This window comes from Streptosporangium oxazolinicum (assembly GCF_039537505.1).
Taxonomy (GTDB): domain Bacteria; phylum Actinomycetota; class Actinomycetes; order Streptosporangiales; family Streptosporangiaceae; genus Streptosporangium; species Streptosporangium oxazolinicum.
In genome coordinates this window covers 250,232-263,619 of sequence record NZ_BAABAQ010000008.1, presented here as the reverse complement: position 1 = coordinate 263,619, position 13,388 = coordinate 250,232, and the positions used below count along the sequence as shown (strand labels likewise).

General features: G+C 66.3%; 11 protein-coding genes and 1 pseudogene. 6 read left to right on the top strand and 6 right to left on the bottom strand.

Annotated elements, in window-relative coordinates; translation table 11 throughout:
- Nucleotides 1-88: 88 nt before the first annotated feature.
- A complete protein-coding gene (locus tag ABD817_RS22555) occupies nt 89-475 on the bottom strand; it encodes a VOC family protein (RefSeq protein WP_344920165.1) in 387 nt (128 codons plus the stop codon).
- Nucleotides 475-771, bottom strand: coding sequence for an ArsR/SmtB family transcription factor (locus ABD817_RS22550; RefSeq protein WP_344920055.1), 297 nt, complete (start codon nt 769-771; stop codon nt 475-477). The genes ABD817_RS22555 and ABD817_RS22550 overlap by 1 nt, the downstream gene beginning before the upstream one ends.
- A 138-nt stretch (nt 772-909) precedes the next feature.
- On the opposite strand from ABD817_RS22550, the gene ABD817_RS22545 reads away from it, so the two are divergent.
- The 3 genes from ABD817_RS22545 to fmdA all read left to right on the top strand — a co-directional run bounded on the left by ABD817_RS22545 (nt 910) and on the right by fmdA (nt 4,798).
- Nucleotides 910-1,347: a TetR-like C-terminal domain-containing protein gene (locus tag ABD817_RS22545; RefSeq protein ID WP_344920164.1), complete on the top strand. Its 438-nt coding sequence runs from the start codon at nt 910-912 to the stop codon at nt 1,345-1,347.
- Nucleotides 1,348-1,731: 384 nt separating this feature from the next.
- On the top strand, nt 1,732-2,715 hold the full coding sequence (locus ABD817_RS22540; RefSeq protein ID WP_344920054.1) for a BtrH N-terminal domain-containing protein: 984 nt from the start codon (nt 1,732-1,734) through the stop codon (nt 2,713-2,715).
- An 826-nt stretch (nt 2,716-3,541) separates the two neighbouring features.
- Complete coding sequence (fmdA, locus tag ABD817_RS22535) at nt 3,542-4,798, top strand: formamidase (RefSeq protein WP_344920053.1); 1,257 nt, start codon at nt 3,542-3,544, stop codon at nt 4,796-4,798.
- Nucleotides 4,799-5,011: 213 nt separating this feature from the next.
- On the opposite strand, the gene ABD817_RS22530 is transcribed toward fmdA, so the two are convergent.
- From ABD817_RS22530 to ABD817_RS22520, 3 genes are all read right to left on the bottom strand, one after another.
- Nucleotides 5,012-6,433, bottom strand: coding sequence for a hypothetical protein (locus tag ABD817_RS22530; RefSeq protein WP_344920052.1), 1,422 nt, complete (start codon nt 6,431-6,433; stop codon nt 5,012-5,014).
- Between the two features lie 945 nt (nt 6,434-7,378).
- A complete protein-coding gene (locus tag ABD817_RS22525) occupies nt 7,379-7,882 on the bottom strand; it encodes an inclusion body family protein (RefSeq protein ID WP_344920051.1) in 504 nt (167 codons plus the stop codon).
- 350 nt (nt 7,883-8,232) lie between these two features.
- Nucleotides 8,233-9,882: an ATP-binding protein gene (locus ABD817_RS22520; RefSeq protein WP_344920050.1), complete on the bottom strand. Its 1,650-nt coding sequence runs from the start codon at nt 9,880-9,882 to the stop codon at nt 8,233-8,235.
- Nucleotides 9,883-10,432: 550 nt separating this feature from the next.
- On the opposite strand from ABD817_RS22520, the gene ABD817_RS22515 reads away from it, so the two are divergent.
- The 3 genes and pseudogenes from ABD817_RS22515 to ABD817_RS22505 form a co-directional block, all read left to right on the top strand.
- Entirely contained in the window at nt 10,433-11,782 is a 1,350-nt protein-coding gene (locus ABD817_RS22515) for a M28 family metallopeptidase (protein WP_344920049.1), read from the top strand.
- A gap of 94 nt (nt 11,783-11,876) precedes the next feature.
- Nucleotides 11,877-12,587 (top strand): HAD family hydrolase, encoded by a 711-nt coding sequence (locus ABD817_RS22510; RefSeq protein ID WP_344920048.1) that lies wholly within the window; start codon nt 11,877-11,879, stop codon nt 12,585-12,587.
- 93 nt (nt 12,588-12,680) lie between these two features.
- Nucleotides 12,681-12,767: pseudogene (locus tag ABD817_RS22505) on the top strand (type II toxin-antitoxin system VapB family antitoxin); the annotation flags it as partial.
- A 23-nt stretch (nt 12,768-12,790) separates the two neighbouring features.
- On the opposite strand, the gene ABD817_RS22500 reads toward ABD817_RS22505, so the two are convergent.
- Entirely contained in the window at nt 12,791-13,375 is a 585-nt protein-coding gene (locus ABD817_RS22500) for a DUF6461 domain-containing protein (protein WP_344920047.1), read from the bottom strand.
- Nucleotides 13,376-13,388: the final 13 nt, after the last annotated feature.

Sequence of the window (13,388 nt, the reverse complement as noted above, 5' to 3'; positions counted from 1 at the left end):
GCGGCGGCACACCGATCGCGTAGCCGCGCATGACCGTCCGGATCGCCTGGATCGCCCGTCGCGACCCAGCCGACCCCGATGTCCACGGCTACTTCATGGCGGCGATCTGGATGAGGTTGCCGCAGGTGTCGTCGAAGACGGCGGTGACCACCGGGCCGAGGTCGGTCGCGTCCTGGGTGAACTCGACGCCCAGCCCCTTGAGCCGCTCGACCTCGGCGTACACGTCGTCGACGGCGAACTGGGTGAAGGGGATGCCGTCGGCGACCAGGGCCTGCTTGAACGGGGCCGCCGCCGGGTGACCGTCCGGCTCCAGCAGCAGCTCGACACCGTCCGGGTTGGCGGAGGAGACCACGGTGAGCCACCGGGCCTCACCGGCGGGCTCGTCGGTCTTCTTGATGAACCCCAGCTTCTCGGTGTAGAAGGCCAGCGCCTTGGCCTGGTCGTCGACGAGCACGCTGGTGATGTGGATGCGGATCATGGGTTCGATTCCTCTCGGTTGATGGGCCACCGTTCGACGATCGAGCGCAGCGGGCTCGTGTCGATGTGGTGGAACTTGTAACGGCCCTGCCGCCGGGTGTGCACCAGGCCGGCCTGTTCGAGCACCGCGAGGTGCTGCGAGATGGCCTGGCGCGAGGAGGCCAGGCCATGCTTCATGGCCAGTCGGCCGCAGATCTCAAACAGCGTCTGACCGTCCCTGTCGGTCAGCTCGTCCAGGATGATGCGTCGCGTCGTGTCACCGATGGCCTTGAACAGGTCAGGGTCTACGTCCACGGGCACAGTTATAGGCAAGTAGCCACTTGCCTGTCAAGGGAAGAGGGCGCACGGGCCTTCGCTCAACGTAGCGCGACCGGGTCTTGAGTCGGGGTCCTGAAACCGAGTCCTGAAACAGGACCCTGAGGCCGGGTTCTTATATCGGGACGGCCCGGCAGACCCACGGAGCCGGACGACCTCCGGCGAGACCGGAGAGCCATCCACAAGCCCGCCGACCTCGGCACCGAACTGCGCGCGGCACGCGCGTCGGCGACCGACCCGCGACAGGCCATCGCCGACGTCGCCGCGGCGTACATGGCGTTCGCCGAGCAGCGATCCGCACTGTACGACGCGATGTTCACCCACACCGTCGACCTGCCGTTCGCCAGTACCGGAACACCGGCCGCCCTGCGGGAGGCCTTCGCCGAGCTGTGCGAGCCCCTGCGGCCGCACGCGGGAGACGACGACCTGGAAACGTTCGCCGAGACCTTCTGGAGTGGCCTGCACGGGCTCCTCACGCTCATGCGCAACGGCAGGCTCCGGCACGAGGAGCACGAACGGCGGCTGGAGCTGCTGGTCGGCCGCTTTTCCCGCTGAGTCGCCCATCGCGGCCGTTCGACGTCATCGCGGAGAGGATTCGGCATCACCGTGAAGGATTCGGCGTCACCACGGAGGATTCGGCATCACCGTGGAGAGGATTCGGCGTCACCGTGGAGAGGATTCGGCGTCACCGTGGAGCGGAGGGAAAACCGTCATCCCCGAGATGGTCCGACTCCGTACGCGTCCATCGAGCCCCGTGATCATCGGACGTGGGCTCCCACTGTCCGTCAGAGCGACTCAACCCCGGTCGAGGGTGAGCCCGGTCTCGGCTGGACTCTCCCACTGTGGGAGGCCCCATGCTACTTCCAGTGGTTGATCATGAAGGTGTCAGGGACGGGGACGGGGTGACCGTTCGCCGCGTCAGCCTGAGGAGAGCGACACATGACCATCGTGAAGGACATCGAGGCTCGCGGCACGCACCACTGCGAGACGACGACGCTGGGGGTGTTGCTGCGGCACGAGGGACTTGATCTGTCCGAGCCCATGCTGTTCGGGCTGGGGTCGGGCCTGTCCTTCATCTACTGGGACAGCAAGAACACGGCGTTCCCCTTTCTCGGCGGCCGCGTCAAGCCTTTCGACCTCACCAGGAACCTGGCCGCCAGGCTGGGGCTGACGTTGACGGCCAAGGAGACCACCTCACCGCGCAAGGCGTGGGAGAACGTGGCCGCCCCCATCGACGCCGGTCGGCCCGTCGGCCTGCAACTCGACTGCTACCACCTGGACTATTTCCGGTCCAAGGTGCACTTCGGCGGCCATGTCGTCGCCATGTACGGCTACGACGAGCACGACGCCTACCTTGTGGACACCGACCAGCAGGGAGGGGCGGTGCGCACCAGCCGCGCCGGTCTCGCCACGGCGCGCGCCGAACGCGGCCCGATGACCGCCAGGAACCGGTCCTTCACCATCACCCTGCCGACTCGCCCGCTTTCTTGGCAGGACCAGGTCATCCCCGCCATCAAAGACTGCGCCGACGCCTTCCTCGCCGCTCCCATCGCGAACCTGGGCCACCGCGGCATCGAGAAAGCCGGCGAACAGGTGCCCAGGTGGCTGCTACGCGCCGGTGAGCCGCGGCGGGACCTGCCGCAGGCAGCTCTCCTCATGGAGAAGGGCGGCACCGGCGGTGCCCTGTTTCGCGCCCTCTATCGCGACTTCCTCGACGAGTGCACCCGGCTGATCGACGACGGCGACCTCCGTACCGGTCACAGGCTGTACGCCGAGGCCGCCGACCGGTGGACGGAGGTGTCCACCTTGATCGCGAAGGCTGGCGAGAGCGGCGAAGCGGGGTACCTCGAACAGGCCGGCGCCATCCTCCACGATCTCTCGCGCATCGAGAGGGACGCCATGCGGGTGCTGCGTCAGCTGTAACCCAAGCCGGTCGCACTCTAAAGGGGAGTCGACTGTACGAGCCCGGTTTGACCGGACACAAAAGATTGGCAGCGATTCCCGTATCAGCGCCTCGGCACGTCAGAACCGACGTTGCCGTCACACAGAACACCAAAAATCCCCGATCCTTGATCGTCTCGGGGCTTTCGTACCGCTCAGCCGCTGCGATCAGGAGCGCGAGAGGCTCGGTGACCACCCACCTCACGAGGAGTGTCCGAGCCCGAGGCACCCGCTTCAGCAGGGCGAAGTCGACAAACAGCGCATATTTTATGCATCAAGCGACATTTCTTCTTATATCAGCCTATGAAGCGAGTGATCTACCGCATCATGCAACAAGTTGGCGGAAGCGAGATGGATCACGTTTCCTTCACGCGTTAAATTGCGGATACATCCGACTTTGAGACCATTTCCCGAGATCACGTCGACAGAGAGGGTCACGGCCGGGAAACCCGATTCGAACGCGCTCGAAGGGCGTGCACTATGGCGATATATGCCTATCGGTGTCAGTACTGCTTTGAAATTGAGATCGCTTTTCCGATCGGCACCGCGCCCGCCGCGGTGCCGTGCCCCGACTGTGGCGCGGCCTCGGTTCGGGCGTTCTCAGCGCCGATGCTGGCGCGTACCCCGGCCGCCGTGTCCGCTCGGTTGCGGCGCGCGGAGCGCAGCGCCTCCGAGCCCGAAGTCGTCACGTCCCTGCCGCGGCGCCGTACCGGAGTCACGGCGGCCGTCCATCCCGCCACCCGCCGCCTGCCCCGACCGTGACCGTCTTTCAACCTCTCAGCCTCTCAGCGCCGAAAGGAACCCAGCCGTGCCGGAGTTGATTTTCCCGCTCGACTCGAAGCGGAAGTTCACCGACCAGGTCAAGATCGGTCACAACCGCTGGCACCCCGAGATCCCGCCTGTGGCATGGGTCAAGCCCGGCGACAGCTTCCGGGTCCACTGCCGGGAGTGGTTCGACGGCGCGATCCACAACGACGACTCCGCCGAGGACATCCGTGACGCCCCGTTGACGACGGTGCACGCGCTCAGCGGCCCGTTCGCGGTCGAGGGGGCCGAGCCGGGCGACCTGCTGGTCGTGGACATCCTCGACCTGGGGCCCGTCCCCCAGGAGGACAGCGGCCCGCTGGCCGGTCAGGGCTGGGGCTACACCGGGATCTTCCCCACCAGGAACGGCGGCGGGTTTCTCACCGAGCAGTTCCCCGACGCCTACAAAGCAATCTGGGACTTCTCCGGTCAGATTGCCACATCACGCCATATCCCAGCGGTGTCGTTCACCGGAATCACCCACCCCGGGCTCATGGGCACCGCGCCGTCGGCGGCGCTGCTGTCGAAATGGAACGCGCGGGAGTCGGCGCTGATAGCCACGGACCCGCGAAGAGTGCCGCCGCTGGCCCTGCCTCCCGAGCCCCGCGACGCCGTCCTCGGCTCTGTCCCCCCGTCCGAGTTCGACCGGATCGCGGCCGAGGCGGCCCGCACCGCGCCGCCACGAGAGAACGGCGGCAACCAGGACATCAAGAACCTCACCCGGGGCTCCCGAGTTTTCTACCCGGTGTACGTACCCGGCGCGAACCTGTCGGTCGGCGACCTGCACTTCTCGCAGGGCGACGGCGAGATCACCTTTTGCGGTGCCATCGAGATGGGCGGCTTCATCGACCTGCGGGTCGAAGTCATCAAGGAGGGCATGCGGACGTACCGCGTCGGCGAAAACGCCATCTTCATGCCGGGCCGCACCGGCCCTCAGTACAGCGAGTGGCTCGCCTTCTCCGGGGTGTCCGTCACCCTGGACGGCGAGCAGCGCTATCTCGACTCGCAACTGGCCTACCGGCGTGCCTGCCTGCACGCGATCGACTACCTGACAGCGTTCGGCTACAGCCCCGAGCAGGCGTATCTGCTGCTCGGCGCCGCGCCGATCGAGGGCCGGCTGTCGGGGGTGGTGGACATCCCCAACTCCTGCGCCACCGTCTACCTGCCAACCGCGATCTTCGACTTCGACGTCCGTCCCAGCGCGTCCGGCCCGCTCCGCGTGCCACAGGGCACCGGCGCACCGCACGCCGCCTTCGACTGAGAAACGCCGCCCGCCTCCTTGACCCTCAGGTATGCGAGCCGCAGACGCGCGGGACCAACGGGAACACCGGGGACATCGGGGACATCGGGGACACCGGGGACACCGGGGACACCGGGACGGCGGGACGGCGGGAACGCTGGGAGCACAGGCGTGCGGGCGCGCGGGTTTCGGCGCCGGGTGCGGCGATCCGCGCGCCCGCGTCTCACACCTCGATCACGGCTGCCCGTCGATGCGCGCCGTCACGCTCCCGATCCGGTTCCTCCCGTTGGGCGAGTACACGGTTATCCCCTGTTCGTGGAGGTTGACGAACGAACTGTCGTCCCTGTCGTTCGCGTAGATGCTATCCGTGTACACAACGCCGTCCTTGGCACTGTCCGTCCCGCCCCGGGATACCTGGATCCCGAACCTGGGGAAGCTGATCCACCCGTCTTCGGTGCTTCTCCCCTGCACCCATCGGGTGTTCACCCCGGTGAGGTCGGCCTTCTCGGCGAACACCGTCCCCCACGCCCCGCCCCCGTTGCGCACGTTCACCCCCTCCTTGGGAAAACTGATCCACCCGTCATCAGTGCTCCTCCCCTGCACCCACTCGGTGTTCACCCCGGTGAGATCAGCCTTCTCGGCGAACACCGTCCCCCACGCCCCGCCCCCATTGCGCACGTTCACCCCCTCCTTGGGAAAACTGATCCACCCGTCATCAGTGCTCCTCCCCTGCACCCACTCGGTGTTCACCCCGGTGAGATCAGCCTTTCCGGCGAACACCGTCCCCCGTTCCTGGGAGCCGTGCGCGCTCCACACGTTCACCGCGCCCTGGGAGAAGGCGATGGTTCCGTCGCTGCCGTTCACCCCTTGCACCCACGGGGTGGTGACACCGTTGGTGACGGTGAGGGCTTCCAGGACGGGATTGCGCACCTGGACGGTCGTGGTGAGGAAGTGCTCCCGCCCGGGAGTGCTGCGAGACGCGGCGGCGAGGGTGTAGGTGGTGGCCCGCCTCGGACCCGCGGTCGGCGACCAGGAGCGCGCCCCCTGGGGGACGGTCTCCTGCCCACCCGGGAACAGGATCCTGTACTCGAAGTCGTCGGACCCCTCCCAGCTCAGCGTGATCGTTGTTCCGGCGTCCACCATGGCGTTGTCCGGGCGGAAGTCACGCGGCGCCGGAATCTCCTTCGAAGCGGTCTTCACCAGCGCCACCGCCGCGAAGCCGGTGGTCAGGCGCCCGGTCTTGGTTCTGCCGGTGTTCTCGGTCACCCTCAGCACGGCCAGCCCGGCGGCAGCGGCGACGGTGACGTTCTCCAGCGTCAGCACCAGGTGGTCACCGGGGACGAAAGCTGCTCTGCCGCCGGAGGCGGTGATCTGGAAGGAGTTGGAACCCCCTGACCCAGGCTGGACGTTCACCGGCGACCGGGCGCCCGACCGCGTGACGTACTCACCCCTGGGACCGATCGTGCCGAAGTTCGAGGTGAGATCACCGGCACCGTTGCCAACGGGCACCTCCACCGTGATCGTGGACCAGTACGCCGTCTGCGGCCCGGTGTTGGTGACGAGCAGATACACCGTCCCCGTGGACGGGGGCCGTCCAGATGCCGACGCCTCCAGAGGTCCCGGGTTGGTGAGAACGGTGTAGGTCAGCATGGTCATGGTCACGACTCCTTCTCGTGGAGGGCGGCGCGGGCCGACGACCCGCTCACCGCGAGAGGATCGGGCCGGACAGGACAGGCAGCGACACGGGTGACATATCCAGAACCCGCCGCCTGTGACGCGCCGCGGAAGATCACTCCCTCGATCCAAACGTCCGCATTGGAGCGTGACAAGATCACTCAGGTAGGACATAAAAGGGCGAATCAGCGAGGTTCTCAGCGTCTTGACAGGCGTCGGGACCACACCTCACCGCCGACCGCTCCTCGAATGCCCGCATATCCCGCCTGATCCCTTGCCCGGCGCCACGACAGGCGGCACACCGCACCCGCCGCACAGACCGAAAGACCTGGCAGGGCGAACCCGAAACCGCCCTACGTCACGACGCCCTGGCCTCCGAACCGCGATCTCGAACCGGCCCGCGAGGTGGTAAGCATCCGGGCGGCAGAGGATCACCTCCCGGCACGAGGTCCATCCCGTGCTCCTCGAAGGTGGCGTGGATGACCTCGAGGTGGGTCGCGTCGGCGCCCGCTCCCTCGAGTGGGAAGGCGAGAGATTCCCGAATGATGTGCGACCGGTGCCGGACCAGCGTGAAGGGTGCGTCCGCTCCACGTGACAAACACAGGCGGGCCCGCCGCATCGCTGCGGCGGGCCCTCGAAACCGTACGGGCGAATCCTCTCCGAACACGGCTCAAGTAGGCCCCGAAGGGCGATTCAGGCGTGCTGTGCCGTATCCTCGTACCGACGGACGACCAGAGGCGTGGACAAGGCGAGGCCGGTCATCCGTGGCACACGAGGTAATCGGCAGCCATGTGGTCGGCAGCCATCGCGCGTCGGCGGCATGAAGCCACCATCGCTTCAGTCAGGTGAGCGCCGCTGTCGCCGTCGTCGTTTTCTCACGGCGAAATATCACCGGACACGGACCGGCGAATCGGCGCACCCGCTCCGTCAATCCTGAATATTGATGTAGGGGTCCCAGTAGTAGTAACCCTGCTTTTCGCCTTTGTGGTTCAGGATCATAAAGCTGAAATTGTAGGTGACCGTCCCCGTGTCCAGGACCTCGGACTCCCAGTAGTAGCTGTTGGTTTTCTGGATGGTGGGATTCAACGGGTCCTGACCGTTCGGCTGCGGCTCGTTGAGGGCCACCGACCTCGGTACGGGGGTGCTGATCAGATTCTGTCCGGACAGGGCGTTGAATCTGTAGAGGACGCTGGTGTACTCGGAGTTCAGGGACAGTGTCGTCTCACGCCACCTGATGATGTCCATAGGGGAGGCGTTGACCGTCAACTCGCTGCCCGGAGTACTCCCGAGCTGGTTCTGCCGGGTCGTCATGTAGATCAAGCCGCTACTGTCGGAGATCGACGTGGGACTGTTCGGATCGGTGTTCTTGCCGTATTTTCCGATAATGGTTTCCGCGTCGATGGCGATGAGGACGTTGATGAACTCCGACATACAGAAATTCTCCCTGTGGTGTCCGAAAAGACAGACCGTGGCCCAGAATCCCGCAATCGCGGCTTGACGATAAACCGCCCGCACTGGAGATATTGCCGAGCCGGTGAACCATTGTCAAGATTTGCGAATCAAGATCCTTGAATGGGATTCCCATTGGGGCGATCAACAAAGGCGCCGCGAGCCGCACTTCTTCCTTTTGGACAACGCAGGAAACACCGTTCCGTAGCACCCCTAAGCGCCCTGCCGATTCAGTTGACCAATGGGAATCATGATGAATGTCGAGACTGGAACGGCGGATTGGAAGGCGGCCGCGCAGGCGGGTGCCGCTTGGGGTTCGAGGTCCGCGAAGGCTACGGACGCCTGTCCGTCAGCGGAAGCCGGAGGACGAACCGGGCACCACACAGCGAGTTCTCGATCGTGAGGGTCCCGCTGTGGGCACGGGCGATGTCGCGCGAGATGGCCAGGCCGAGCCCGCTGCCTCCCGGCTCCCTGCGCCGCCCCTCCTCCAGTCGGACGAAGCGCTCGAAGACGTGCTCCCGGTCCTGCGGCGCGATTCCGGCACCGTCGTCGCACACGGTGACGACAGCCGAGTCCTCCACTCGTCCCACGGTGACCTCGACCTCTTTGTCCGCGTGCCGCCGGGCGTTGACCAGGAGGTTGTCGATGACCCGGATCAGCTGGATCCGGTTGCCCAGAACGTTCACATCCCGGCCAGCGTCGACGTGGACCGGCACGCCCCCCACTATGGCCGCCACCTCCTTCACCACCAGCGCGCCGACGTCGATCGGCTCGTACGCGACCGGCTCTCCGGCACGGAGCCGAGCCGACACCAACAGATCGTCGACGATCGTCTCCAGCCGATCGGTGACCGCCAGCGCCTTCCTGATGGTCTCGTACGGGTCGATGTCGGCGGGGTAGAGCACCGCCTCCTCGAGCCGGGCGCGGAGACCGGAAAGCGGCGTTCTGAGCTCGTGAGAGGTGGAGGAGGCGAACCGACGTTGCTCCTCGAACATGTCCGCGTTGTCCACAGCGAGCCCGGCCCGGCTGGCAATGTCATCGATAAGGGATAGATCGGCTGAGTCGTATGCCGGGGAGGTCTCGTAACGAGCCAGGGTGAGCGCCCCCAGCACCCGGCGCGGCGTACGCAGCGGCGCGACGATGACCGAATGGGCACCCAACTCCTCGTACGGCCGCCGCTGTACGCTGTCCTCCTCCTGGTCGATTCGCTCAGCCAGGTCCTCAGGGCCGAACAGCACCGCGGGGCCGCCGCGCAGCACCCGCGCCACCGGTGCCTGGGAGGCCTCTGGAAACGCCGGAAGCGGTCCCTCCCACTGCTTGCACTCGACACCGTCCCGGCCCTGCTTGACCACGACCGCCACCCTGTCCACCCCGTCGCCGCTGGGGCCGAGCAGGTCGATCATCGCCCAGTCGGCCAGCCGGGGCACCACCAGACGAGACAGCCGCCGCAGCGCCTCATCCACCTTCAGGGGGGAGGCCAGCACGGTACTGGTCTCGGCCATCAGCGACAACCGGTCGGTCAGCTTCTCCAGTGCCGCGAGGGCGGCCGCCTGCTCATGTTCCACGGCCTTGTGCCGCGACAGGTCGTAGAACAGGACCACCGCGCCCATGTTCTTCCCGCCGTCCAACGGAAGCGGGGCCGCCATCACCCCCACCGGGACCAGGCCTCCGGATCCGCGCGTGAACCACGCCTCCTCGCTGCGGACGTACACCCCCTCGGAGAACGCGGCCAGAATCTGGCAGTCCTCGCGGGGGATCGAGCTACCGTCGGCGTTGCGGTGCAGCAGGTCGTGAGGGTCGACCCCGATCAACTGCTGTGCGGGACGATCGAGCAGGCTCTCGGCATACGGATTGACCAGGAGGATCTTCCCCATATGGTCGACCACGTACAGACCCACGCGCAGCCCCTGGAACAGGGCTCTGACGAGTTCCTCGCTGAACCCGTACCTCGCCCAGTACCCCAGGTCGTCGCTGGCTGTCACGGCGGTCCCCCTTACCTCCCACCTGTCCGACCCGCCCGAACGTCGAACAACCACTTAAGGGTATGTATCTCGAAAGAGACTGCTGTGTACGTCAGGGAGATCCTTAGTAGATCGTTTTCGACCTAACGAGCCGCGTTCCCATCACATCGAGCCGCACGGCGCACGTGGCTCGTCCCCGCTCGGCGAGCGCGGGACCGATCACCGCGATCCGCCTCCCCCCTCCCCCCGAGTAACCACGATCATCTCCCCCCGCTCCGCCTCCTCCAGGACGACCGCGAAGCTCCGAGATGCCTCGGTAGCGGTCACCACCTTCACGAAATCAGGCTGTCTGATCTTTACCAGGGAAGTGAGTGCCGAACCGGGGCCGTTCGCCGGCACCTCCCCTCGGTGCGGCCCCCAGTGCCGCCAGAAGCACGGCATATTGGCCATGGACAAAGTTCCTATGTCCGGATAGACCCACTATGTGGATGACAAAGATTCTCAACTCCCCAGTAAAGCCAGCCGTCGTACCTTCCTCTCCATCTCCGCGACCGCGGCGGTAACCGCAGGGGTGACCCTCGACGGAGGCCCAGCGGCGGCAGCGGGCTCGGCTCGCCCAGCCGGTCCCGGCAGGCCCGTCACCAAGCAGCGCCCCGACGCCGAACTGCGCGCTCTGCTACGAGACATCGACGAGCGACGCGTCGAGGCCACCATCCGCAAGCTCGTGAGCTTCGGCACCAGGCACACCCTCTCCGCCCAGGACGATCCGCACCGCGGTATCGGTGCCGCCCGCGACTGGATCTTCGCCGAGATGAAGAAGTACGCCGCGGCGTCCGGCGGGCGTATGACCGTCGAGCTGCAGTCCTACATCCAGCAGCCCGCCACCCGGATCCCCACCGCCACCACCATCACCAACGTCGTCGCCACCCTGCGCGGCTCCGTCACCCCTGACCGGATATACGTGGTGTCAGGCCACTATGACTCACGGGTCACCGACATCATGAACGCCACCGCGGACGCGCCGGGCGCCAACGACGACGCCTCCGGCGTGGCCGTCGCCATGGAACTCGCCCGCGTCATGGCCACCCGCCGGCCCGAGGCCACCATCGTCTTCGCGGCCGTCGCGGGGGAGGAGCAAAACCTGTACGGCGCGAGGTACATGGCCGGGCAGTACAAGGCCGCGGCGGCCGATGTGCAGGCGATGTTCACCAACGACATCGTCGGCAGCAGCACCGCCGACGACGGCACCCGCGATCCCCGCACCGTCCGGCTCTTCGCCGAGGGCGTGCCCACTGCCGAGACCCCCGCTCAGGCGAACACCCGCCGCTCGGTCGGCGGCGAGAACGACTCGCCCGCCCGCCAGCTCGCCCGCTTCGTCACGAACGTCGCCGACAACGAGGCCACTGGCATGAACGTCCGGATCATCTACCGCCGTGACCGTTACCTGCGCGGCGGAGACCACATCGGCTTCCTCGAACAGGGCTATCCCGCCGCCCGCTTCACCGAACCCAACGAGAACTTCGACCACCAGCACCAGGACGTACGCGTCGAGAACGGTAAGCAATTCGGCGACCTCCCCGAATTCTGCGACTTCCCCTACATCGCCCGCGTCGCCCGCGTCAACGCCGCGACCCTCTGGTCACTCGCCCAGGCCCCCGGCACGCCCAAGGACGTCAGGATCCGCACCAACCAGCTCACCAACGACACCGACCTCGTCTGGACCCGCGGCACCGAACCCGACCTCGCCGGCTACGAAATCGTCTGGCGCGAGACCACCAGCCCCGACTGGACCCACGTCATCCCGGTCGGCGACGTCACCGAAGTACGTATCGACCTGTCCAAGGACAATGTCTTCTTCGGTGTACAGGCCGTCGACAAAGCTGGACACCGCAGCCCCGCCGCTTTCCCCGTGCCTTCCTGACCCCGGCAAGGGCAGGGCACTTCACAGGAAGAAAACCCGGTTCGTACGGCGCCGCGTCAGGACAGTCGCGACATCATGGCCAGGAGGTTCCCGCTTGTCCGCCACGCGCGTACGTCCCCATGTCGCGCGGGTGCTGGAACGCACCCGCGCCATGGTGTTCGTCTTCGACAGCGTCATCTGCGACCTGTTCGCCGGTGTGGACACGTCGGCGATCACCGACGACATCCGCGCGCGCCTCCCACCCCCACATCCTTCGATGCTGTTGGCCGGTACCGCCTTCCTCATGGCCACCAACCCGCTGTGGATGGTGGCCTACGCCCACGAGATCAGCGCCGCCTACGGCGACGAGGCGGAGGACATCCTGCGCGCGGCCGAGATGGCCGCGGCCATGACAGCCGTTCCCGTACCCGGGGTACGCCAGGCTCTGCTGGCCTGCCAGGCGGGCGGCAGAAGCGTCGCCGTAGTGGGCAGCCGCTACTCCGCCACCATCGAGTCCTCCCTGAACCACCACAAATTACGGCAGCTGGTAGGACCGGTCATCGGGTACCAACACCGCCGCCCTTCGAGCAGACCGATGGGAGCCGTCCTCGTACGTCAGGCGAGAAAGGCGCTGGCCGTGAACCCCGCCGAATGTACGGTGGTCGGCGCCTCCGTCCAGGCGATGATGATCGCGGAGGACCTCGGCACCCAGGCGATCGGCATCGCCGGCCTGCGTGAAAGCCGCAAGCACATGGCCGGCATCAACAGCTCGGTCGTCGTCTCATCCCCGCCCCACCTGGCCGACGCCCTCATAGCAAGAACCTGATCCTCTTTTTCGCGCGTTCAGATTGCGAACAGCGTCTCCAGATCAACATCGTTGATATACGAATCTCAATTCGTATATACAGGCGAGGGCGCCATGACCAAGACCCTGATCGACCTCGATGACGAGGCCCTGGCCGAGGCCGCGAAGTTGCTCGGCACCTCGTCCAAGAAAGACACGGTCAACGCCGCGCTGCCGCGTCCGGCTCATTGCGGCCAGGGCATCCTCCAGGACCGGGGTTTAGGAACGGCTCCACCCAGGTATGTGGGCTCTTCCAGTAGTTGTGCTGTCAGCGTGATCCCGGTGAGGCGCTCAGCCAGAAGGAACATCGGCCCGCTGTGGGGGTCAGGAAGCGAGGGATAGAGGGAATCGATCCGCTCCATGGTCTCCACGAGCTCATCCGGCACCTCCTCGCTGTAACCCTCCTGGGCGATGAAGCAGAACCGGAGCTCGCCGTCCTCGATCCAGTAGAAGTGGTCGAGGTCCTTGATACTGAGAAAGTAGTGGGACACGACGCGGGTGCCCGCCGACAACGGCATGATCACTTCTTCGGCGATGCCGTTCCAACCAGGCTCGATGGTCAATACCCAGTCGCCGATCGTCGTCACGCCGAGGGACACGCCGGACTCGACGGCGCCGCCCAGGTCCCAGTACGACATGGGCGTGAAGTCTTCCGGCCGGCCACCGCGCCGGGATATCACTTCCTCGGGTGTCAGGCCGTGAACATAGGTGAGACAGGCGCCGTCCACCGCTTCGACGAGCCAGGTGTAGTCGGCAGGGTTTGTGATCATCTCGTCATGCTCT